Origin of the sequence: Vibrio sp. CUB2 (assembly GCF_001557945.1) — a bacterium.
Lineage (GTDB): Bacteria > Pseudomonadota > Gammaproteobacteria > Enterobacterales > Vibrionaceae > Vibrio > Vibrio owensii.
On record NZ_LNRB01000005.1, the window covers coordinates 133,173 to 156,346 of the forward strand.

A 23,174-nucleotide genomic window follows, 5' to 3' on the forward strand; every position below is an offset into this window, starting at 1 on the left:
ATTAACCTCGAGGAGAGTTATGCATCCCATTTAGGTGCTAGACCTTCTGGGTCAACCTCGCGGCCATTGCATTCGAGCGCATCAATACGAGCTATCTCTTCATCAGTTAGCGTAAGCTCTAACGCTTGCAAGTTGCTCGCTAGGTTTTCGCGCTTTGTTGAAGACGGGATCACTGCGATACCTTTCTGCATTGCCCATGCCAGAGCCACTTGAGCCGTGGTCGCACCTTTCGATGTTGCGATGTCATTAATCACTTCATCTTTAAGAACTTTGCCATAAGCCAGTGTCATGTAGGATGTCACCGTGATGCCTTTATCGTTCATGAACTCGACTAACTTGCGGTTTTGCAAATATGGGCTCAGTTCCACTTGGTTGGTAGCAATATTATCGAAGCCAACCACATCTGCAGCTTGTTCTAGTAGCTCGATATTAAAGTTAGAAACCCCAATCGCTTTGGTAAGGCCAAGTTCTTTTGCTTTTAATAGCTCTGGCATGTATTCATTCACGTCAGTGCCTTCGCCTGGCCAATGGACAAGTGTTAGGTCAACATGGTCAGTTTTAAGTTTCTCTAGGCTTGCTTTCAAGCTTGGGATAAGGTCTTGTTTGTTAAGCTTATCAACCCAGATCTTGGTGGTAATATAAAGCTCATTTCTCGCTACGCCACTTTCCTCAATCGCTTGACCGATTTCAGTTTCGTTGTCATAGATTTGAGCCGTGTCGATCACGCGGTAACCAAGGTCTAGTGCGTTCTTTACTGAATCGATTACAACCTGACCCTTAAGGCGGAAGGTACCCACGCCAAATGCAGGAACTGTCATACATATCTCCTAGTTTTTAGATTTATTTTAGTCGTTGAATTCGTTTCGATGAACCCAGTTTGCATGATTCTAAAATTGATATAAAGTCACATAAAATGAAAATACTTTTGAATCAAACGCAATAATGAAGGCAACGTTAGATGAAATGAATGTGTTCGTGTCGGTGGTTGATACTGGCTCGATCAGTGCTGCGGCCGAGTTGCTCTCTTTGACAACCTCTGCGACCAGCCGCGCGTTGGCAAGGTTAGAATCTAAGCTCAATACCACCTTACTTAACCGAACCACAAGGCGAATTGAACTGACCGAAGAAGGGCAGTTGTACCTTGATCGCGTTCGTAAAATTCTGGCGTCGGTGGACGAGGCAGAAGATATGCTCGTCGGTGATAAAGGTAAACCATCGGGACTTTTGAGAGTCAATGCTGCTTCACCATTTATGCTTCATGTTGTGGCTCCGCTGGTTGCGCAGTATCAACAAGAATACCCAGAGATTGAGCTTGAACTGACCAGTAATGAAGAGAACATTGACTTGCTTGGTAAGCGAACCGACATTGCAATTCGCATTGGACAACTTAAAGATTCCACCATGCGTGCCGCGCGTCTAGCGACCAGTAGCATTCGTGTTTTAGCAAGTCCCGAATACCTGGCGCAACATGGCAATCCAAAGTCAGTTAAAGAACTAGAGCAGCATCGATTGTTAGGCTTTAGTCGTTTCGAATTCTTAAATGATTGGCCACTACAAACCGAAGAGGGCGAACTGCTTCGTATCAAGCCAGTGGTAAAGGCGGAAAGTGGAGAAACGCTTCGAGTGATGGCATTAAAAGGAGACGGCATTGTTTGCCTGTCTGACTTTATGACTCAAGGTGACCGACGTAATGGTCGATTGGTTGAAGTGTTGCCAGAGTCTCGCTTAGATATTCGACAGCCTATCCATGCTGTCTACTACGCTAACGCGGTGGCTTCTGCTCGAGTACGTTCATTTATCGATTTCTTAAAGCGTCATATGAATGATGAAGGTTTCGAATAGAGCGAATTCAATTACTTGAAATGAAAAACAAAAGGAGCCACACAAGGCTCCTTTGAAGTATTTCATTTACCAACTTAGATATTTGGACGTGCCGTCTCGTTGGTTGATGGTGGCAGATGAGGTAGCGTAACCTCTGGTTGGTCACCCGTTAATGAGCGTAAGAACTCAGTAATCTTGACCGATTCTTCTTTCGTCAGTTTCTGACCAAGCTGAAGATCAGCCATCATGGCGACCGCTTCCTCTAGATCCCAAACCGAACCGTCGTGGAAGTACGGATAGGTGAGTTCGATGTTACGTAGTGTCGGAACTTTGAAGACAAACTTATCGAAATCATTACCCGTGATCGCCTTACGTCCAATATCTGGGTTATCCGTTGCAAACGGCTTCACTAAGCCCATCTTTTGGTACATTTGACCACCCGCGAGAGGGCCGCTGTGACACGCTGTACAACCTTTCGCTTTAAACAAGTTGTAGCCTTCGACCTGCGCTGTTGTTAGTGCTTTATCGTCGCCCTTCAACCAAAGATCGAACGGTGCGTTTGGCGTACGTAAGGTTTGCTCAAAGGTCGCAATGGCATCAGTCACGTTATCAATGGTGATCGTCTCACTGCCGTAGGCTTGTTTAAACCACTCGCGGTATTGAGGAATCGACTTGAGCGTGTCGATCGCAAGCTGGTGACTAAAAGCCATTTCGAGTGGGTTTTCGATCGGGCCAGCCGCTTGTTCTTGCAAATCTTTTGCACGTCCATTCCAGAACTGAACAAAGTTCAAATCCGAGTTAAACACCGTTGGTGAGTTGATCGGGCCAATTGCCCATTTGTGACCAATGGAGCTTGGTAAGTTATCGACGCCACCTTTTGCGATGTTATGGCAAGAGTTACAAGAAATGGTGTTGGAGGCGGATAAACGAGGTTCAAACCACAACGCTTTACCCAGTTCTACTTTCTTCGCATCAAGTCCAGCAACTGGCTCGATTACCTTGATAGGCTCTGCGGATTGGCGCTCTGCGTAGGCACCGAAAGATAGGACTGACAAGACGCTCACTGCTATAAGAGTTTTCATAATAACTTCCTTTTTAAGTGATTTTTCACTCTCACTAGGGCGGCGTACTTCTTATTGGTACGCTCTGGAAGCCACGGTATAGCAATCGTTTTATTCGATAAAATGCAAAAAATCGATGGTTTTTATGACAAAAAACGATGTTAAAAACGCACAAACTTTGCACGATTTGATTTTGCTAGCTTCCCAAGCAGTTGGTCACCTTTCATTTACAAATATGCAAAGAATATAAACGACAGGTTCGTTGATTTAGGTCAATTATGCAATCAAATGAACCTTGGTAGGCGAAAAAACTAAGATATAGGAGAAACTAGGTTTTTATTGCGTAAATTATCGGTAAGAATGGGGTATATAACAGGCAATGAGTCAGTTGTGTAGAATTATTCCATTTTAGGGATTTTGCTCTAAGTCCAAATGAATCTTTGCATTTCAATTTCAATTTCAATAAAGCTTGGTTATTGATCATGTTTCTGAGTATGTAAATTATTATCAATTATGCATATGATTGCTCATTGTCTAGTTTGATTTCTGTAACGTCACTGCAGCACGTATTGAGCGTACTACGCTGATTGTCTGTGTTTTCGTGTTGACAGTTTGGTACTAGGTAAAAATCAACAAGACTATGATTTCAAGGAACATTTTATGTTAAAGAAACTACTAAGTTGTTGTATCACCTCGGCACTCTGTTTTCATTCTTCTATCGCTTTTTCGCAATCTAATGAGATGGCGGACAGTGCAGAGTTACAACAAGCTCCCGACGCATTGCCTGCCACTTTGATGCTTGCACCGGACGACATCGCCATTGCAGATCGCTACATAGTGGTATTTCAACAACCACAAATGATGGCGAGCAACTCAACGGGATTCGAGCAATTCACGCAACAGTCTGTAGACCGCATGTCCGGTTTATATTCGATACAAGTGGAGGCGGTTTTTGATCACTCGATCAGTGGATTTGTCGCTAACTTGAGTCCTGAGCAACTAAAAGATCTGCGTTCTGATCCTCGTGTGGACTACATTGAGCAAGACAGAATCCTATCGCTTGACCCTATAGTCTCGGCAGACGCAAATCAAACCAATGCCATTTGGGGACTAGACCGAATCGACCAACGTAACTTACCACTCGATAACAACTACAGTGCCAACTTTGATGGGACTGGGGTAACGGCTTATGTTATCGATACTGGTGTGAACAATGCACACGTTGAGTTTGGTGGGCGGTCGGTTTCTGGGTATGACTTTGTCGATAACGATGCCGATGCAAGTGACTGTAATGGACATGGTACACACGTTGCGGGCACCATTGGCGGCAGCTTGTATGGTGTTGCGAAAAACGTCAACCTTGTCGGCGTGAGAGTATTGAGCTGTAGCGGATCGGGTTCTACATCTGGTGTTATCGCCGGTGTGGATTGGGTGGCTGCGAATGCTTCCGGACCTTCAGTCGCCAATATGAGTTTGGGTGGAGGTCAATCTGTCGCTCTCGATAGTGCGGTGCAAAGTGCGGTTCAATCGGGTGTCAGCTTTATGCTTGCTGCAGGTAACTCCAATGCCGATGCGTGTAACTACTCTCCAGCGCGCGTTGCTACTGGTGTCACTGTCGGCTCGACTACCAGCACGGATGTACGTTCGAGTTTTTCAAACTGGGGCAGTTGTGTGGATGTGTTTGCACCAGGCTCACAAATCAAATCTGCATGGTATGACGGTGGCTACAAAACCATTAGTGGTACATCGATGGCGACGCCACATGTAGCGGGTGTAGCAGCACTGTATCTTCAAGAAAACAGTTCGCTGTCGCCAAGCCAAGTAGAGGCCTTAATCGTTAGTCGCGCAACAAGTGGAAAGGTGACGGACACAAGAGGCAGCGTGAACAAGCTACTTTATAGCTTAACCGAGGCAGATTGTGGCCAAGACTGTGGTGGCCCTGATCCAACACCGGACCCAGAAGGCAAGTTAACCTCGGGTGTGCCAGTGAGCGGTTTAAGTGGTTCAACTGGTCAAGTCGCGTATTACTATGTTGATGTAGAAGCGGGGCAGCGCTTAACAGTACAGATGTATGGCGGTACTGGCGATGCTGACTTGTATCTCCGTTTTGGTGCAAAACCAGCACTGAATGCATGGGACTGCCGACCTTTCAAATACGGTAACAATGAGACATGTACGGTCAGCGCAACACAAAGTGGACGTTACCACGTCATGATTCAAGGTTACTCAAACTATAGTGGTGTCAGCATTCAAGCAAGCTACTAGTTATTATTCTCGTTATTAGAAGAGAACAAAGCCCACTTTTTGGTGGGCTTTTCTTTTGGTAATACCGTGCTTAGGAATTACTGAGTTTCATCGGAGACGTTCGACGCTATTCAAACGCATTAGTCTTTTGCTTCAAGAATTCGATGAGAGTGCGAACTCGAAGCGGCATCAAGGCTTTCTCTTGATACACCGCATAAATCGGAATCTCTAAATCGTGCACATCGGGTAGAATGCGAACTAAATCTCCTCGCGCTAATTCTTCCGTCATCATAAAGCTTGGCATGATGGCAAACCCAAGATGATTCAAAACAAACTCTTTGACTGTCGCAGCGGTTCTCACTTGCACTTTTGGACTGTGAGCCAAGCGCGTGACATGACCTTGGCTGTTGGTCATCGTGAGTTGCTTATCACCGTGAACGATATGGTGGCTAATCCAATCTAGCGAGAGAAGATCTTCCGGTACCGAAACCGTTTCTACCTTGCTGAGGTAGGTTGGCGTAGCGCAAATCATGTCGCGAAAATAACCCAGTCTAACCGCATATAAACTCGAATCTTCTAAAGCGGAAGAGGCTCGTAGTGCAATATCACAACGAGATTCAATCAGATTGCTGTAACTGTCGCTCTCAATAATATCGAGTTTGATTTCCGGATAGAGGTGTAAGAACTCACTCAATAAATCGACTAAGGCTGAGCTAGGCGTGGAGATACGAATCGTCCCACTTGGGATTTGATTGGCATCTTGTGTTTCTGCGTTAGCTTCAGATGCAATATCACCAATCAGTTTGCACTTTTCGTAGTAGCGTAAACCTGCATCAGTCAATGAGAGGGAGCGTGTCGTGCGATGCAACAGACGAGTATTCAACGCTTGCTCAAGTTTAGAGACGATTTGTGAGACGCGCGCTTTACCAATATCAAGATCATCTGCTGCTTGAGTAAAGGATTGTTTCTCTGCCACTTTGGCAAAGACCATCATGTCATCGAGTGAGATCATACCGATTACTTCCCAAAAGCTATTTAGTATTGTTTAGTCAAAATGAACAATTAGTTTAATCAAAGGCTAATTATCTATCAATCATCAAACGATATAGTGTCTCCATCGACAGCGGGAAGCCAAAACAGCTTGGTCATTTCCGCCTTATTCAGAAAGAAATAATGTAAGAATTGAATGGAGAAACCATCATGTCAGATCGCAAAATTCTAGTAACAGGCGCATCAGGTAAACTCGGCTCACAAGTAGTGAAAGCATTGCTTGAAGACCTCAATGTACAACCAAGCCAATTGATTGTGACCACTCGCAATGCAGACAAACTGCAAGCGTTAGCAAGCCAAGGTGTGGATGTTCGCGAGGCAGATTTTTCAAGCCCTGAGTCACTAGAGCAAGCCTTCCAAGGAGCAGGCAGCATGCTATTGATTAGCATTGACGCCTCTGGTCCTCGCACTCAAGCGCACTTGAATGCTGTCGCAGCAGCAGAACAAGTAGGGGTGAGCCACATTGCTTACACGTCAATGCCTTCGGCAGAAAGCTCGCCAGTGATGTTCGCTCATGAGCATGAAGCGACCGAGAATGCGATTAAACAAAGCAGTATCGCTAATGCGACCATCATGCGTAACAACTGGTACTTCGAGAACTTGGCAGAATACTTTGCGAGCATTCTACAATCGGGTCATTGGTTGACGTCGGCAGCAGAAGGGCGCTCTGCACAACTATCACGCAAAGATCTCGCTTTTGCTGCGGCATCTGCTCTCGTGAAACCAGCGCAGGGCAAAGTGGTACTGCCAATGAACGGTGCGCAATCTCTAACGCACGCAGAAATGGCGAAAGTGATAGATAAAGTTATCGGTACGTCTATCAATATGGTTAACCTGTCTGACGAAGATTACCAAGCACAGCTTGAGTCGTTTGAGTTGCCTGCTCCTATCGTAGAGTTGTGTGTGACAATGGATAAGCACAACCGCGGAAACTACTCAGATGGTACAAGTGAAGCGTTTGAACAACTGACAGGCAAGCAGCCTCAGAGTTTCGAAGCTTGGTTAGAAGAGAACAAAGCAGAGCTGCAAAAAATCGCGAATACTTAAGATTATTTGAAGCTACCAAGGGACTCGTTTGAGTCCCTTTTTAAATATTAGAGCCTATTAACTCTTACTTAGTTTATTAATGAAAAATAAATTAGATAATACTTATTTAATTGCGAACTAAATTATTTATTACTCATGATAAATTAGAGTAAATATACAATAATTTATATTTAGTCGTATTTACCGTGCTCGTTACCATTATATAGAAGAGAAAATAATGTGATTTTCCCCTTCATAATGAGCTTTTAATTAGTAATAATATCTTATTGAGCGGTTACTTCATCACCACTATTTATTCTAAGTGTCAAATTTATCATATTGTAACAAATTCTTACATTTGATAATTAGGGCCAACTTAATGCGATATCAATCTTCTCCAAGTGATCACACAGAACAAGTACAACAAACTGTTCAAGAACGCGCGACCCAACAACGTCTAGCTCGTAAGGAAGAGCTCAAAGTGACACAAGCAGACAATAAACGCTGGGCAGCAAATCGAGAAAGAGTCATTGCTGAACGCAGCAACGAAAACACCGACGTAGCACTAACACCATTAAAAGAAAATAAGAAAAAGAGTGGACTGAGTTCTTTGTTGTGCGCGAAACCGAGTTTTCCAAGCTACCAACCAAGACCGTTGCTTATTGTTGGGTTAATACAAAAGCGGAAAGTGGTGAAGACAATATTATTCCAAGTGTTGAAAAGGAACATGGCCTACTGAACGTCATTAGTAATGCCAAAATTACCCCAAAGGTAAAACACGTTATATATGTTGATAGACGTACTAAAGGGCGAACTTGTTACGACTCACGCGTCGAGCTTCCAGATAATGTTAAGTTCGTTTCAGTGAATGAATTGCTGAAGAAGAAAAACATGGAGACGCCAGTCATTGCCGAGAAGATGACAAAATTGTATGAGGCAAGCATCAATCACGGTAGCCCAGCTTTTGTAAAGAACATGGTCTCTTTACTGGCTCTAAATGCCGGAGATTACTTCTTCGATATCGGTGTTAGCATCAAGCCCGATGGTAATTTAGCTAAGCACCTTAATGGCCAGAGCAAGTTTTCCGGTGGTGCGGTAGGTAACGGAAGTTATCTGATGGGTGGACACAATAAAGAGGATATAGAGACAGTTGTTGAGTACCTCTACGAAATGTATACCTGTCAAAGACCACCAACGGTACATCCTAAAAAGGCGGTGGAGGTGTTAGAAAGTCTCGATAAATCGTTGCCACCCGCAGATGTCATCAGCGCAGTAACAAGCAACTCGAAATTAGACGAAAAAATCACGCCAGCGGACTTCGTTACTTACTCTCGTAAGATGGAGCAGGGATTTGCTGAGCGAGGCGTTAAGACTACAGAATGTGAATATGCTCGTCACACGGACGTTGTCTTTGGTAACAACATTGCAGTACTCACTACAAAAGTGAAAACGGGCTTTAGGAGCGGAACAGACTTCGTCAATACCCATAAGATGAGCCATATTCACAAAACTAAAGTCGAAGCGCATCACGTGCCGGTCTTATAAAGTACGCAGAAGAGTAATGACCTCACCCTAGGTACGGCGCCAAAAACAAAAACGCCCACACTCATTCAAAAGTAAGGGCGTTTATCTTTTCAACCTAAAACCCGTTGCTACTTCACAGCTTCCACTTCCAACATCGACGCTTGAGTCGCAGACAAGTTTTGTTTTACGTAACCAGTAAGTTGTAACCATGCAAACAAGCCTGCTAGAACGTTAGCAATTGTCGCCGCGATGACGATAGTAAAAATGTCACCCTGTAACGAACCAATGGCAATCGCTGGGATGTACAGAACCACCAATCTTACAAAGCAAACGAATAGGGCAGTCTTTGGTTTACCTAATGCGTTGAAGATAGAAGTAACAACCATACACAAACCTAAAGGGCCATAGCTAAACGGAATCAGCCAAAGCGCTAGCTTTAACCAGTCTTGCATTGTGTTGTCCGCCGATAGTAGAGGAACAACGATTGGTAAACTCACCACCAACAAAGTTGCGATGGCCAAGTGGAACAAAATCACAAAGCGAGAAGCCGATTGGACGAGTGCTTGGATTGAATCAAAACGTTCGGCACCGAGTTCACGGCCAATCATCGGTGGCAAAGACATGGTGAGTGCCAGCGTGAAGATCAACAAGAAGCTTTCCACTCGGTTTAATAAGCTCCAAAATGCGATTTCATTAGTACCAAGATGAGCGATGAACATAACCGTCACGAAAGCACTGACTGACGGTAATATCTGATTCATCATGGTTGGAATCGTGGTTTTGATCAGCAGCGCGACATCTTCTTTGCTAGCTAAAGCCGAAGAGAAAGGTGCGAACCATTGACGACCTTTAGCTTTGTGCATCATGTAACCGGCGCTGATAGCAAAGCCAAGCATCGAGGCTAATGCAGCACCCGCAATTCCCATGTTTAGAACGAACATAAAGACCGGATCAAGCACGAGGTTGATAAGGCTTGCGATGACAAAGACAGAGCCCGTGACTTTAGTATCGCCATTCGCGCGGTAAACACAGGTCATCAAATACAGCACGGCACTGGATAGTGCGCTCAACAGCCATAAGCCCCAGAACTGACCAAATAACGTTTCGAGCTGTTGATACTGTGCGCCGCTGTCTTTCACAGAGACAAACGCAGAAAACACACTTTGCTCCATCAACCACAACGCAATTCCGATGAGAGCGATAAAAGCGCTGCCGACCAGTAACGCAAGTGAAGCGGTATTTGTCGCGCGTTGCGTATTATTTGCCCCAAAAGCATGCGAGATGATGGACGTTGCCGCAACACCAATGCCGACTTGAATGCCAATAAAGCCAGCTTGAAACGGCATCGTGATACCTTGCACAGTAAGCTCGTTCACGCCAAGCATACCGATAAACACCGCATCGATAAGTTGTACTGACATGATCGCAAAAAGGCCGACAGTCAACGGCAGTGTTTTTTCGAGAACGGATTTTAAGGTCGAGGAAATCGCTATCATCACAAGGCTCTTGATTCGAAAGTTCGGGAACAGTGCCAGTATAGAGTTGCGATTGTTAATGATAAGAGGGCCAATCCCTAAATCAGTTTTTAGATTTGGTTAATAATCCAAATCAGCCGGCGTATTTGTGTTGTGTGTTCGACTGGTTATACTCAACGTATCTTTTTGAAAATAAGCGTATTCGTTAGCTAATCTAATATGAAAAATAGCCTCAGTATTCGAGCTTATACCAAGCAATTACAGAGCCATTCACACGGGGATTATCATCAATTGGTGCTGCCAATCCACGGTAATATTGCGATTGAGATGACAAACTTTGTCGGTAAAGTCACCGTCGGTGAGTGTGTCGTGATTCCTGCTGGCTCTGAGCATGGATTCAAAGCCGATGAAATGGCGCGTTTTATTGTTGCGGATTTGGACGTTTTACCAGAGCACTTTCTTACTGAACAATTGGCAGTGTTTTCTGTTACGCCACCACTGTTAAGCTATCTTCATTTTGTAGAAAAACAGTTGCAGCACCAAGTTGATAGTGGGTTAGAAAGTTCGATTTTGAATGTGTTCTCGATGCTTTTAGAGCAGCAGACCCACGCAAAGCCTGTTGACCCGAGGATTCGAGCAGTACAAAGCCATATTGCTGAAAACATTGATACGGCTTTGTCTATCGATGAGCTGGCTAAGATAGCTTGTTTGAGCCCGACTCAATTTAAAAAGCGATTTAAAGAAAGTCTTGGCGTCAGCACATTGCAGTACATTACTGAGTTGCGAATGGAGAAAGCCAAAGCTTTGCTCACGCATACCGACTTACCAGTTCAACTGATTGCCGAGCGAGTCGGGTACACCGATTTGTCTGCGTTCAGTCGCCGCTTTTCAATTCATTTTGGTTTGTCGCCACGCGAGTTAGCCCGTCAATAACGTCTCATTAAACGATTCTTGCGTCCTTTCTGCAAAGTCCTTTCTTCTTAATCAACGTATCCTTTTCTCTATTGAAAATCAGTATAGAGAAATAAAGCATGTCATCTGTTGCGATTCAATCGACGAGTCAATATCAAGCGGGCGTATTGGCGATCTTGTTTGCTTCTTTGTTGTGGGGAACGACAGGAACAGCCGCGAATTTTGCTCATCAAGTCAGTCCGTTAGCCATTGGCGCTTTTGCTATGGGCGTTGGTGGTATTATTCAAGCAATGTTATCTTGGCGTAGCATCCTTCATCAACTCCATCAGATTTTGCTGTTTAAGTTAGCGTTAGCAATAAGCAGCGTTGCATTAGCTGTATATCCTTTGGCGTTTTACACGTCGATGAAGCTTTCTGGCGTTGCCGTTGGTACCGTTATCTCAATTGCCAGTGCGCCTTTCTTTACTGTTTTGATACAGTGTCTTTTTAGCAAAGCTAAGCGCGTTTCTGCTCAATGGTGGGTGAGCTTCGCATTTGGTGTGGTGGGCATCATGATGTTAGTCATGGCGAAATCGGGTGGGGCGGTTGAATCAGACCAAGCCTCTTATCTATTTGGCATTGTTTTGGGGCTCATCGCAGGATTAAGTTACGCCATTTATTCGTGGGTTGCTAAGCGAATGATTGATGGCGGAATCAAATCGCAAGCGGCGTTAGGTAGTATCTTTGCTGGTGGTGCTCTGTTGTTATTGCCCAGCTTAGTGTTTACCGGAGAGAACCTATTCAACGGTATCACGAACGCTTCTGTTTCAGTCTATATGGCGATCGTTCCAATGTGCTTGGGTTATCTCGCGTATGGGTATGGATTAAGGCACGTTGATGTTAGCAGTGCCAATCTTCTCACGTTGTTTGAACCAGTTGTTGCGGCGGTGCTGGCGGTTTGGATTGTCGGGGAGAAGATTGCTATCTCTGGTTGGATTGGCGTTGGATTGATTGGTGTATGCCTGATTCTTCAAACCTTAGATAAAGATGCGAACAAACCAAAACAGGTGACATGATTTCCTAGCGAATAAGGTTCCCTCACTAACGGGAATAGTTTTCTAATGAAAGCTAACGGACACAGATGGAAAGCGTTAACTCGCATGCATATCGGTTTTTCGTTTTCTATGAAATAGAACTGCCATTGCTACGGTCTGTCTTAATCAACGTATTATCAGTTCGCTATTTACTAAAGTATGAACACATTCGGGGAAGATTATGTGGATTAAGAAGAATCATCGCTGGGCTTTATCTGAAAACGAAGCGACGCCAGAGTCCGTCTATAAAGAACGTCGCGAAATACTGAAAAAGCTTGGCATTGCGGTTGTCGGTATGCCGCTCGCAGCGAATGCACAAGCGGGTATTTTGGATATCTTCTCGTCAAAGGAAAAGCCAGTCTCTGACAATCGAATTGACCTTAGCGCGGCGAAGCCACAACAATACCAAGCGGATCTTTCTCTTACTCCTGAAAGTAAGGTTCTGAAATACAATAACTTCTATGAGTTTGGTACAGATAAGTCTGATCCTGCGAAAAACTCTTCTGAATTTGTGTCTGACCCATGGACGGTTGAGATCGATGGCTTGGTGAATAACCCGATTAAGCTCGACTACGACGACATCTTTAACAAGTTCACACTAGAAGAGCGTATCTACCGCTTACGTTGTGTGGAAGCGTGGTCTATGAACATTCCTTGGATTGGTTTTCCTTTAGCGGACATCATCAAAATGGCGGACCCAAAAAGTAGCGCGAAATACGTGGCTTTTGAAACCCTCTACGATCCAAAACAGTTCCCAGCTCAAGGCTCGTTCAGCAGTATAGAATATCCTTACGTCGAAGGGCTTCGTCTTGATGAAGCAATGAACCCGCTCGCGCTGATTTCTGTGGGTTTATACGGTAAGACGCTTGCGCCACAAAACGGTGCGCCACTTCGCTTAGTTGTGCCGTGGAAGTACGGCTTCAAGAGCATCAAGTCTATTGTTCGAATTCGTTTAACCGACCGAGAACCGCCAACAACGTGGAATCGTTTAGCACCGAATGAATACGGTTTTTACGCTAATGTAAACCCAAATGTTGATCACCCACGCTGGAGCCAAGCAAGTGAGCGTTTCATCGGTGAGGGCAGTGTGCTCAGCACTCGCAGACAGCCAACATTGATGTTCAACGGCTACGAAGAAGAGGTGGCACATCTCTATAAGAATATGGATCTGAGGAAGTTCTATTGAGAAAGCTGACGCCAAAACACATCATTGCGCTTAAAGTCCTGATACACCTTGTCTCTCTCGGTTTCTTAGGTCTGCTGGTTATTGCGATTAATACCGACAACTTAGGTGGCGACCCTGTTCAAGGCATCATTCATTACACGGGTATTAGCGCGCTGAATACGCTGTTTATTACCTTGCTGGTTTCTCCGCTTGCGCGTTGGACCAAGCAGGGTTTGTTAGTTCGAGTTAGGAGACTACTTGGGCTCTACAGCTTTTTCTGGGCAGTGCTTCATTTGGTTGCTTTTACTGTGCTCGATTTAGGATTAGATTGGAGTTTGCTTGCCTCTGAAATCGTCAAACGCCCTTACTTGACAGTTGGTGCAGCAGTGTGGGTCATCTTGTTACTTTTGGCGGTGACGTCGACTCAATCCATTCAACGTAAAATGGGTTCTAAATGGCAAAAGCTGCATAACTGGGTTTACTTAGCTGCGATATTGGCGCCGATTCATTTTTATTGGTCGGTGAAGTCAGAGGTAGCAGAGCCAGCCATCTATATCTTAATCGCCATTGGTTTGTTGCTGGTGCGCTGGAAGACATTGAAGCAGCGAGTGTTTCGAAAAATGTTATCCAGTTGATGCGCCGTTAGACCAATTGCGATAAATGAATCAACGGAAAAAAAGGGGCTACGTGAGCCCCTTTCTTCATTGGATAAAAAGCCGCTAACCCAAGCCTTCTGTTGCTGTTGGCTCACCACGCTTCCACACCTTTCGTTCGCTCTCGCCAAAGACCTTAGGCTAGGTCTATCCAATCCCACCACAACGCTCATACCGTAAGCTCGAACCCTACGACTAATGTCTAACCACCTGAGACTATTTGTATTTTTTCGTTTGGTATAAGGTACTAGCAACTGAATTTTAAGAGTTCATAAAGATCAGTCATCGAGTTCTCGTAGCAGAGAATTTATAGACAACGACTCGCTTAATCTTCGTTTAGTGAGTAAACAACGTTGGTTGGAAAAACACACCTTAGAGTGTGAACGAAAGGAATCACAATGAGCAGCACTTTAGAGTCCGTACATATTGGAACAGATAAGCCTAAAGCCGGTGAGGATGAACTCACTTATGAACAACAACATAAACCTAGCTCGGAGTTTGAGTCCCGAGAACAATATTTAGAGCACGAGTTGCAAATCATGGCGCCTAAACGTTGGCGTCCCAATTTGCCGTTTAAAGACTATCGATTCGAGGTAGAAGACACCATCCCAGCTATGGCCGCGACCATTGGTAAAGTCGTTATGGTGGGAGCAATCGCAGCAACCTTTGCCGGAGCGCTAGGGCTGAATGAAGGCTTTATTTTAGAAAACGTTCGTTATGAACTACTTATCGCCTCTGTTTTCATTATTCTTTTTTCAGGCTTTCTACTGCCGACCGCAAACCTCGCGGGTACACACGGTCCGCTCATCCCATTAATTCCTATCGTCGTTGCTGCTGGTGGGCACCCTATGGCCTTTGGTCTGCTGATTGGTGCTTTTGGCATACTGTTAGCCATCAGTAAAGGTGGCAGTATGCTGGCAAATCTCACCAGTAAAGGTGTGTGTGGCGGTTTGCTGCTTTACTTAGGCTTTGTTGGAACCGTCTCTCAAGTGAAAAAACTGTTCGCTTGGGCAGAGGGAATAGGGATGAGCCACATCGCTTTTGTCGTGATCTTTTGCACCATTATTTTATATGCATTACTGGAACATTTTCGTAAGCGTTGGCTAGCTGTCCCTCTTAGTTGCTTGCTAGGCGGCACGTTAGCTTTTGCCATGGGCGCCCCGTTTTCTTTTCAAACCGAGCCCGGCTTACCCAACATGAACCCTATGTATTGGTGGGGAGAAGATACAGGCTGGATGCTAGGGCTACCGACGATTGAACACTTCATGGTCGTACTGCCTTTTGCCATTTTGGCCGTAGCCATGTGGTCGCCAGATTTTTTAGGGCATCAAGTGTTTCAAAAAATCAGCTATCCAGAGCGTACAGAAAAAGTACATATGAACATCGACGATACCATGACCACCGCTTCCATTCGTCAGACGTTCGGTTCTTTGCTCGGTGGTACCAACTTTACGTCTTCTTGGGGCACTTATATCGTTCCGGCGGCTATCGCTAAACGTCCAATTCCTGCTGGAGCTTTGCTGACGGCGCTGTTTTGTATCATCGCCGCTGTTTGGGGCTACCCGATGGACTTAGCGATCTGGCAACCTGTACTTTGTGTTGCGCTCATTGTAGGGGTATTTGTGCCTTTACTAGAAGCAGGAATGGAAATGACGCGTGAGGGTAAAACCACTCAATCGGCAGCGATTGTTGTATTTTCTTCAGCGCTCGTTAACCCTGCATTTGGCTGGTCGCTCACTATGCTGTTGGATAACTTAGGCTTAGTCGGCTGTAAAGAACGTAGTGGGGAGCTGAGTAAAATGAGCCGCTGGGTGTTGCCTGGCATTATGTTTGTTGTGCTAACGAGCGTAATGGCGTTGGTTGGTCTATTACCGGGAATTCCAGCGATTATCCCGAGTTTTCGTTAGATAGGCTCATCGTACGATTTATGGTTTGAAGAACCTTTTCAAACCTGATAGACAAGAGACACCGGGATTGCGGTGGTTCTTGTTTTTAAATTTTCGATATCATCTAAACACCTCTGTAGAGGCGAATGCTGTCATGATGACGCCAGTAAGTATTTACACCCGTAAAGTTCAAATGCAAAACCACATAAGGTGTAATATTTATGATAAAAAAGGTTCATATAATCTAAGGTAAGTAAGCTAGGTAATAATACATAGGGATAGCGCTCAGTGAAGACATTTATGTCCGGCCAATAGACATTCTTAGATTCCGAGAGTGCTGAATATTTTTGGATAAGGTGGATGGTTGGAGAGAGATATGCTGTGAATAAGGTTTGTGGTGCCATCACAAAAGCTTTTGGCGGAGAGCAAGAAACATCCGCAGCGATGCTAAATGTCGCGCTGGGAAAACAAACAAAATACTCATTGGTGAAACTGGTTAAAAGCAAAGCCCTGTGCACATGTAAGAAAAAGCGCCAATTAAAGCGCTAAAGCAATGTTGCTAAGAACTGACATGGAGTACAAGATGTTTGTACAACCCAATGATGAAGCGACATTGTTACATCCCTCTGACTGCTTGATGAAAATACTGTTTCATGTGATAACCATGACATTACGCAACCAGTAGTTAGCTGAACTTATCCTAGAAGGGCATCCGATTGGATGCCCTTTTTTGTAGGTGAAAATTGAGCACTTCTAGGAGTGCTCAACTCATATTTAATTAGTTAACTGAGTTATTAACTAGATCTCGAAAAATACGTTGCTCTAGTGAACTGTGCTCAATAACATCACCTAAATGCAGTACAGGGGTGATATATTTAGCTTGTGGGTGATCCACAAAGTACGCTTTAAGGTCATAGTTTAAGGTGCTCACATTGTGGCTGTTCGATTCATCATAACTGTGTTTGGTTTCAATCTGGATTGTATCGGCAGTGTGAACAATGTAGCTAAAACTATGGTTCTGGTCTGTTGTTAAGTCTAGCTCATAGCCGTTTGCATAAGCATTATCTAAAATTAGGTCATAATCCTCAAACGATGGGATTTGACCTAAATAGTCAGAATGTAGCTTTGAATAAGTAACAACATTTGTTGTTAGGTTGATTGAAACAAAGTCCTCTAACGATTTGGATACGGTAACAATTGCTTCATTATCAACTACGTTTAGAGATAAACCTGCAACCTTAGACAAATGTTCTAGATCGTATAGTGCTGATCCGGTTAGGTCTGCAAACTTGCTAAGTTCTTCACTGTATGGTGTTGCATGAGGGATCAGAACTTCATACAGGATAGAAAGGTAAGTGTTACCTGTGTTGTATACGTTATATGAGTTATTAAAATATGCTTCTTCGTCCGTTATTGTGTTGATTGCATCAAACCCTAGAATCACATTAATTAACTGACCAGACTTTAAAAGAGCTTCAAGCATAGCGTCATTGTATTCAAACTTAACGGCTGCACTCACATATTCTAAATCGTAGTAACCACCACCGATTTGCTCAGTTTTAACGTGTTTCAGTTCTAGAGTTTCATACTCTGAAACATCCATAATGATAGAGTAACCGTCTGTAACCGTTACCTTGTTCACTACTGAACTCAGACCATACAGAGGTGCCTCTGCTACGTAATCAGCGCCACCTACACGCAACGTAGAGTTAAGAACGTCAAACTCAAAACCTTCTGCATACATACCAGACTGTCCAATGTATACCAATGGATCACCGTTCTCGTTCAGCTTCCAACCAATACCAGTGTGAGAACCAAATAGCATTTCTAAGTGCTTCATATCACCTGTGTAGCCTATCTTGTCAGCGAACACACTAAGAGGGATTGGTTCACTTGGTACTAGGTCGGTAGCTGACTTATTTTTAATGACAATTGGATAACCAATCATTGCATTGTATTCACCGTCCGACACACTCAAACCAAACGTATGATCCCCTACATGCTCAGAAGTTGGTGCAATAGTCAGAATGTTATCTTCTAGAGTGATAAAGCCTAAACCGTCTTGTAGCTCTACCGTTACCTTGTCACCGTCTGGATCGCTTGCTTGCACTTGAAGCTGAACTGTTTTGTCTGCTTCGATTTCCATCATAGGGGTGTAACCAACTAGATCTAGTGTTGGTTCTTGGTTCACTGGTTCACTAGGTTCTAGGTCAGTAGCTTCTAAAAGAACCTTAACAATTACATTAGTTGAAGTTGATAGTTCACCATCTGAAACAGTTACAGTTAGTTCATAGTTTCCGGCTTGATCTGCAAATGGTGAAATAATCAGATAACCATACTTATCAATTGTTGAGAACTTTGCAGCACTACCAGATATAGAGTAAGAAAGTTCTGTTTGTTCCTTGTCACTCGCTACAACTTGATGAAAGTGACTCAAACCACCAAGAACACGTATTTCATTAATCTTATCCACTGTAGGAGCTGTGTTAATTGGTGTACTTGGTTCAAGTGGAATCAATGGCTGATCTGGTTCAACTGGTTTGCTAGGCTCTAGCGGAATTAGTGGCTGATCTGGTTCTTCTGGTGCAACAGGTTTAGAGGGTTCTAATGGGATTAGAGGTTGATCCGGTTCTGGTGTTGGGATTTCTGGACCGGTTGTCTCGTTATAAAGTTCATCGTTCTTTTGCAGAAGCATAGAGAACGCAGCTTTAAAACCTTCTGAACTTAGTTCACGTTTGTATGTAAACCCACGGTTAGAACCATCTGACATTTTAAGGCTTAGATTTGAAACTAGGTTAATCTCTTCCTTGTTACCTAGAAGGGTTAGAATCTCGTTCATATCGTTAGTGTAAACATCAATGAATGAATCAAGGTCTACAAGTACCTTATTATTTTCGTTATCTAGCTCTAGTGAATCAGGTGCAATCATTACACTGAAAAACTTGTTAGTTTCCGATGTAACTAAGTTAATCTCTAGCTTAGAACCAAACTCAGCAACCTTAGCTAAATCAATTGGGTTATGGTTATCAAAACCGATCAAACCATCATTCCAAAACTCACCATCTGAGTTAGTACCAAAACCTAGAAGAAATTCTTTATCAATCAAAGAAACTGTTTCACTAGATTTAGTTCCTTGGTTCACTGAACACTCAAAAGAAACATCATTACAAACAGCACTCACAAGTGCAGGGTCGAAGTTTAAAGCATCTGCAATACCTTGGATTGTCTCTTCTGGAATTGTTGGCTTAGGAGGTTGTACGGGCTCACTAGAACCACCGTCTGAACCTCCACCACAAGCGGAAAGAAGAACAGATATGGATATAGCTAGGATCGATTTTTTCATGGTTATTCCGATTAATAGTTATTACATGGCTTAATACATTCTTAAATGCATTAAGTGATGGAATAAAAAGAGCACCTAACTTAGGTGCTCAATCTATTAAACTAATACTTCATTAACTGATAGTGTAGTCGTCAACAAATTCCGGACACTAACTTAAGCCGATTTTCGGCAGTAACTGGCGACAGCCCATCATTTGCTTGATGAGGCCGTTGCCTATTGTAGTAGTCCATCAAGTAATAGCTGATATCTCTCTTTGCTTGAGTTTGAGTCAGGTACCCATTAGCAGGTATCCATTCGGTTTTTAGGCTTTTAAATAGCCTTTCCATAGGAGCGTTGCCCCATCAGTCATCTCGACGACTAATGTTCTTAGTTATGCGATATCGCCAAAGCCTTTGACGGTATTTTAGGCTACTGTATTGGCTTCCTTGGTCTGAATGGAACATCACGTTGCTAGGTCGTCCTCGTTGTTCCCAAGCCATATCCAAGGCTTTGCAAGTCGACTCTGCATTGGGTTTGTCTGATAGCGCCCAACCCACTACACGGCGGCTAAATAAGTCGAGTACAACAGCCAGATAACTCCACTTTGAACCAGACCAGATGTAAGTAATATAGCCACACCAAACCTCATTTGGAGTGGTAACTGAGAACTCACGCTTCAACCTATTAGGGATATCTGGGCGCTCTAGCTTAGCCTACTTATAGCGATGTGAGCCAGGTTGTTTGCTTATCAGCTCAGCTTCTTGCATAAGCTTGCGTACTTTGAAGCGTCCGACTACCAGCAGAACCACGGCTCATGTTAAAAAGCTGCTTAACTCGGCTGGTTAACCGAATGCGGTTGGCATCCGGCTTTCGTTGTTTAAACTCGTAGTAACAGGAACACGCCATATCGAATAGCTCACAAAGAACTTTGACCGGTTCATACTCCCTCAACTGGTCAACTAACGAGTTCGTCAGACATTAAGAGAGCTGTAGCTTTTTTTAGTATGGATTTTTCTCTTTCTAAGCGATTAATCCTAGCTTCTAACTCTTGGATCTTCTGCTGTTCTGGCGTTAGAGCTTTAACCGTTGGCGTTTCTCCACCAAGTTCAATCTTTAGTTGATCGACCCAGCGTCGTAAAGCCGTATCACCGATGTCTAGAGAGCGTGCCGCCTCAGATATTGAGTAACTTTGATCAAGAACCAAGCTCAAAACCTAATAAATTTTTTCAAACTCTGATTTCTTTCCTAATTGTTAAGGAGCTATTTAATCGAACCCATCAGAGATGTTTTACTCTCTCTTGTTTCGATGGGTGCACTATGCATATGGGACTGAAAGAGGACAAATCAGGTAATTTGTCGTTCTGATAAAAGTTACTCATAAAGCGTGACCTCTGTCACAAAACTCTGAGTAAGAAAAAGCCTCATTAGAAAGGGGTAGGATTTAATTATCTGCGTGGTATATGGCTATTGCTCTAATCAATTGTACGGTTTAGTGCGCAATATCTAATCTGCTTTTGTCCATAAACGAGCCATTGATTCTTCAGCCCAACTCAGTCATTAGAACATCTACGCAAACAAAAAGGGGCTACATGAGCCCCTTTCTTTATTGGATAAACAGTCGTTAACCTAAGCTTTCTGTTACTACTGGTTTGGTATTGCGTTTGGCAATCCAGTAGGCAACGCCGCCCCAAAGTACGGTAAGCACCCAAAGAGCAGTCCAGTGTTTTGCGACTTGTTGCCACGTTGCGCCCATTTGGTTGAGTGCTAAAAAGCCTTTGATTGCCCAAGTGCTCGGGCTCAAGTCTGCAAACCAAAGTAGCGGGGCAGGGATCGACTCTACAGGCCAAATAAAACCTGCTAAGAAGATTAATGGCATTGAGCTAACCAGTACGACTAATGTCACTAGCTCGCGTCTTGGTAGCAAATACCCAAGCCACAAACCTAAGCCACAACAGCCGAGCAAGAACGGCAACAGCAAGGTCAACAATTCGCCTGCGTTGGCAACATGGTTGACGTTCAAGCGTTCAAAACTGAAGCCAAAGTAGTAGGCGCTGAGTAGGTAGTAGATAGCTACGAAGACCAAGGTTCTGGCAAGTAGCAGAGCGCACGTTGGCACTTGAGACCAATAACCGCGACCATGACGTTGTGTAGCCGTTTGTAAGCCGACGGCCATGATCAATGTTTGTTGAAGGATTAGAACAAACACCGCTGGCACCACGTATTCGATGTAGCCCATGGTTGGGTTGAAGGTTGGCTTCATATTGAGTTTGATTGCAGAGTAGTCGTGGCTTGCCATACTCAGTGGAACGCCATCGATCACCATCTTGCTCACTTTTACTTGAGCACCAAGCGTACCGCCTGCTGTTGCTAAACCTTCTACCACGGTGCCGTAAACCAAGAAGTAGGAAGCGTCGGCGGCATAAGCTAGAGTCGGGCTGCTGCCAAGCATCAAGTCTTTGTAGAAGTGTTCTGGAATCACCAAAAAGCCGGTGATTTCACGATTTAAGAATGCCTGTTTTGCATCGGCAATCGTGTGTAAACGCGTTACTACCTTAACCTGAGGCGTCGCATCGACCATACGCTCTAGAGTTAAACTGGTTTGGCTACCATCGAGATTTACAATCGCAATCGGCTGCTCTCTTGGCGTTTGTTGCGCGTATGGAAGCGGGTACAAGAATGAGTAAAACACCACGCCACCAAAGACAGTCAGTACTACGACAGGATTGGTCATCACTGAGCGAAGTTCTGTTTTAATCAGTTGCCACAGTGTCATACTGCCTCCTGCTTGCTATCTGTTGAAGAGGCGCTATTTAACAAAGCAGTGTTGCGATGTTTTGCCAACAAAGCCGCCGTCATCAGTAGCGGGATAATGTACCCAATCATCGGCCAGAGTGAGCCAATAGATTGTGCCGCACTTGCGCCGTAGCTTGCTTGGTCCACTTGAACTTCGATGTAATGCGTAATTGGCAGTAATCCTCGCCATGCTTGCGCTAACGCGTTCATGTCGGAAACCGGGAAGGTTATCCCCATAAATGCAAAGCTCGGTGCGGTAAATGCGCCAGCAAAGCTCATCGCACGTGCTGGGTCCATCGATAGGAAGAAGAACAACGCCCCCATGATGATGCATGCGATAGTCGTTACGAACTGCGCCAACAGCATCACCAAATAACTACCTTCCATCGGCCAATCAAGCACCACATAGAACCAGACTAAGAACAGTGCGCTTTGTGCCATAAAGACAGGAATGTACTGGCTTAGAATTTTGCTTAGTCGAGTGAAAGGGCGAGCGCCTAAGAACGCGAAGCTGTTGTTGCCATTTCCATAAAGACGAAAATGCGCTGCGAGGATCAAAATGGTGCTGACTACGACACAGATCTGCCAAATCGCAGGAACAATCGCTGTCACCAAGAACTGAGCGTAGTTGGTGTTACGGTTGAACAAGGCCGTAATCTGAGTCGAAATTGGCACGGCTTGGCCAATAGCAGCAAGTGTTGTGGTGTTGCCTTTTGCTAGGTTACCCATTGTTTCTAGCTGAGCATCAAAATACCCTTGAGACTGCGCGATCGCCGAGTTGATCAGTTTTGCAACCAAAATGTATTGGCTGTTGAAGAAGACCGATAGCTGCGGTTGCCGATGCAAAAGAATGTCTTGGTCAAATTGAGGGGGAATCACAGCATAAGCGTAGATATCACCCTCGATCATTGCGTTCTTCGCTTCTGTTGAACTGGTGTAGTGATAATCAACAGAAAGAGTGGAAGAGGCATCAAGAGACTGAATCATCTTGCGTGACAATTGCGAGTGCTGCAAATCGACCACACCAATCGGGAGATCTCTGGCAATACCTGCAGAGAACACGCCCCAAATAGTGACGGCCAATAAGATCGGCACCCATGTCAGGCAAGATAACAACCATTTATCGCGCCGCAGGATTTGTCGTTGTGAGATTTGAATCGTCATAGTCT

16 protein-coding genes and 1 pseudogene are annotated in these 23,174 nt (G+C 44.4%); 9 read left to right on the forward strand and 8 right to left on the reverse strand.

Annotated features, from left to right (window positions below; all coding sequences use genetic code 11):
* Nucleotides 1-17 precede the first annotated feature (17 nt).
* A complete protein-coding gene (dkgB, locus tag ATB78_RS09795) occupies nucleotides 18-818 on the reverse strand; it encodes a 2,5-didehydrogluconate reductase DkgB (protein WP_061008548.1) in 801 nt (266 codons plus the stop codon).
* Between the two features lie 124 nt (nucleotides 819-942).
* On the opposite strand from dkgB, the gene ATB78_RS09800 reads away from it, so the two are divergent.
* Nucleotides 943-1,842, forward strand: coding sequence for a LysR family transcriptional regulator (locus tag ATB78_RS09800; RefSeq protein WP_061008549.1), 900 nt, complete (start codon nucleotides 943-945; stop codon nucleotides 1,840-1,842).
* A 74-nt stretch (nucleotides 1,843-1,916) separates the two neighbouring features.
* On the opposite strand, the gene ATB78_RS09805 is transcribed toward ATB78_RS09800, so the two are convergent.
* Nucleotides 1,917-2,903, reverse strand: a complete 987-nt coding sequence (locus ATB78_RS09805; protein ID WP_061008550.1) for a cytochrome-c peroxidase — start codon at nucleotides 2,901-2,903, stop codon at nucleotides 1,917-1,919.
* A gap of 639 nt (nucleotides 2,904-3,542) precedes the next feature.
* On the opposite strand from ATB78_RS09805, the gene ATB78_RS09810 reads away from it, so the two are divergent.
* Nucleotides 3,543-5,147 (forward strand): S8 family peptidase, encoded by a 1,605-nt coding sequence (locus tag ATB78_RS09810; RefSeq protein WP_061008551.1) that lies wholly within the window; start codon nucleotides 3,543-3,545, stop codon nucleotides 5,145-5,147.
* Nucleotides 5,148-5,253: 106 nt separating this feature from the next.
* Here ATB78_RS09810 and ATB78_RS09815 read toward each other — a convergent pair whose 3' ends face one another.
* Nucleotides 5,254-6,138 (reverse strand): LysR family transcriptional regulator, encoded by an 885-nt coding sequence (locus ATB78_RS09815; RefSeq protein ID WP_061008552.1) that lies wholly within the window; start codon nucleotides 6,136-6,138, stop codon nucleotides 5,254-5,256.
* Nucleotides 6,139-6,326: 188 nt separating this feature from the next.
* Between ATB78_RS09815 and ATB78_RS09820 the strand changes: the two genes are divergently transcribed.
* Both ATB78_RS09820 and ATB78_RS09825 read left to right on the forward strand, forming a co-directional pair.
* Nucleotides 6,327-7,223, forward strand: a complete 897-nt coding sequence (locus ATB78_RS09820; RefSeq protein WP_061008553.1) for an SDR family oxidoreductase — start codon at nucleotides 6,327-6,329, stop codon at nucleotides 7,221-7,223.
* A 594-nt stretch (nucleotides 7,224-7,817) separates the two neighbouring features.
* Complete coding sequence (locus ATB78_RS09825; RefSeq protein WP_240537388.1) at nucleotides 7,818-8,747, forward strand: hypothetical protein; 930 nt, start codon at nucleotides 7,818-7,820, stop codon at nucleotides 8,745-8,747.
* 107 nt (nucleotides 8,748-8,854) lie between these two features.
* Here the strand turns inward: ATB78_RS09825 and ATB78_RS09830 are convergent, their stop codons facing one another.
* Nucleotides 8,855-10,222 carry an MATE family efflux transporter gene (locus ATB78_RS09830; protein ID WP_061008554.1) on the reverse strand — a complete coding sequence of 456 codons (1,368 nt, stop codon included), beginning with the start codon at nucleotides 10,220-10,222 and terminating at the stop codon, nucleotides 8,855-8,857.
* A 198-nt stretch (nucleotides 10,223-10,420) separates the two neighbouring features.
* Between ATB78_RS09830 and ATB78_RS09835 the strand changes: the two genes are divergently transcribed.
* The 5 genes from ATB78_RS09835 to ATB78_RS09855 all read left to right on the forward strand — a co-directional run bounded on the left by ATB78_RS09835 (nucleotide 10,421) and on the right by ATB78_RS09855 (nucleotide 15,911).
* Nucleotides 10,421-11,134 carry an AraC family transcriptional regulator gene (locus tag ATB78_RS09835; protein WP_061008555.1) on the forward strand — a complete coding sequence of 238 codons (714 nt, stop codon included), beginning with the start codon at nucleotides 10,421-10,423 and terminating at the stop codon, nucleotides 11,132-11,134.
* A 98-nt stretch (nucleotides 11,135-11,232) separates the two neighbouring features.
* Nucleotides 11,233-12,168, forward strand: coding sequence for an EamA family transporter (locus ATB78_RS09840; protein WP_061008556.1), 936 nt, complete (start codon nucleotides 11,233-11,235; stop codon nucleotides 12,166-12,168).
* 199 nt (nucleotides 12,169-12,367) lie between these two features.
* Nucleotides 12,368-13,372, forward strand: coding sequence for a protein-methionine-sulfoxide reductase catalytic subunit MsrP (gene msrP, locus ATB78_RS09845; RefSeq protein WP_005442855.1), 1,005 nt, complete (start codon nucleotides 12,368-12,370; stop codon nucleotides 13,370-13,372).
* Complete coding sequence (msrQ, locus tag ATB78_RS09850; RefSeq protein ID WP_061008557.1) at nucleotides 13,369-13,986, forward strand: protein-methionine-sulfoxide reductase heme-binding subunit MsrQ; 618 nt, start codon at nucleotides 13,369-13,371, stop codon at nucleotides 13,984-13,986. The genes msrP and msrQ overlap by 4 nt, the downstream gene beginning before the upstream one ends.
* Nucleotides 13,987-14,402: 416 nt before the next feature.
* Entirely contained in the window at nucleotides 14,403-15,911 is a 1,509-nt protein-coding gene (locus ATB78_RS09855; protein ID WP_045389537.1) for a DUF3360 domain-containing protein, read from the forward strand.
* A gap of 757 nt (nucleotides 15,912-16,668) precedes the next feature.
* On the opposite strand, the gene ATB78_RS09865 is transcribed toward ATB78_RS09855, so the two are convergent.
* The 4 genes and pseudogenes from ATB78_RS09865 to ATB78_RS09880 all read right to left on the reverse strand — a co-directional run bounded on the left by ATB78_RS09865 (nucleotide 16,669) and on the right by ATB78_RS09880 (nucleotide 23,169).
* Nucleotides 16,669-19,233 (reverse strand): hypothetical protein, encoded by a 2,565-nt coding sequence (locus ATB78_RS09865; RefSeq protein ID WP_061008559.1) that lies wholly within the window; start codon nucleotides 19,231-19,233, stop codon nucleotides 16,669-16,671.
* A gap of 131 nt (nucleotides 19,234-19,364) precedes the next feature.
* Nucleotides 19,365-20,422 (reverse strand): annotated as a pseudogene (locus ATB78_RS28285) (IS3 family transposase).
* Nucleotides 20,423-20,833: 411 nt separating this feature from the next.
* Entirely contained in the window at nucleotides 20,834-21,985 is a 1,152-nt protein-coding gene (locus ATB78_RS09875) for an ABC transporter permease (protein ID WP_061008561.1), read from the reverse strand.
* A complete protein-coding gene (locus ATB78_RS09880; protein WP_061008562.1) occupies nucleotides 21,982-23,169 on the reverse strand; it encodes an ABC transporter permease in 1,188 nt (395 codons plus the stop codon). Before ATB78_RS09880 ends, ATB78_RS09875 begins: the two co-directional genes overlap by 4 nt.
* Between the last annotated feature and the right edge of the window lie 5 nt (nucleotides 23,170-23,174).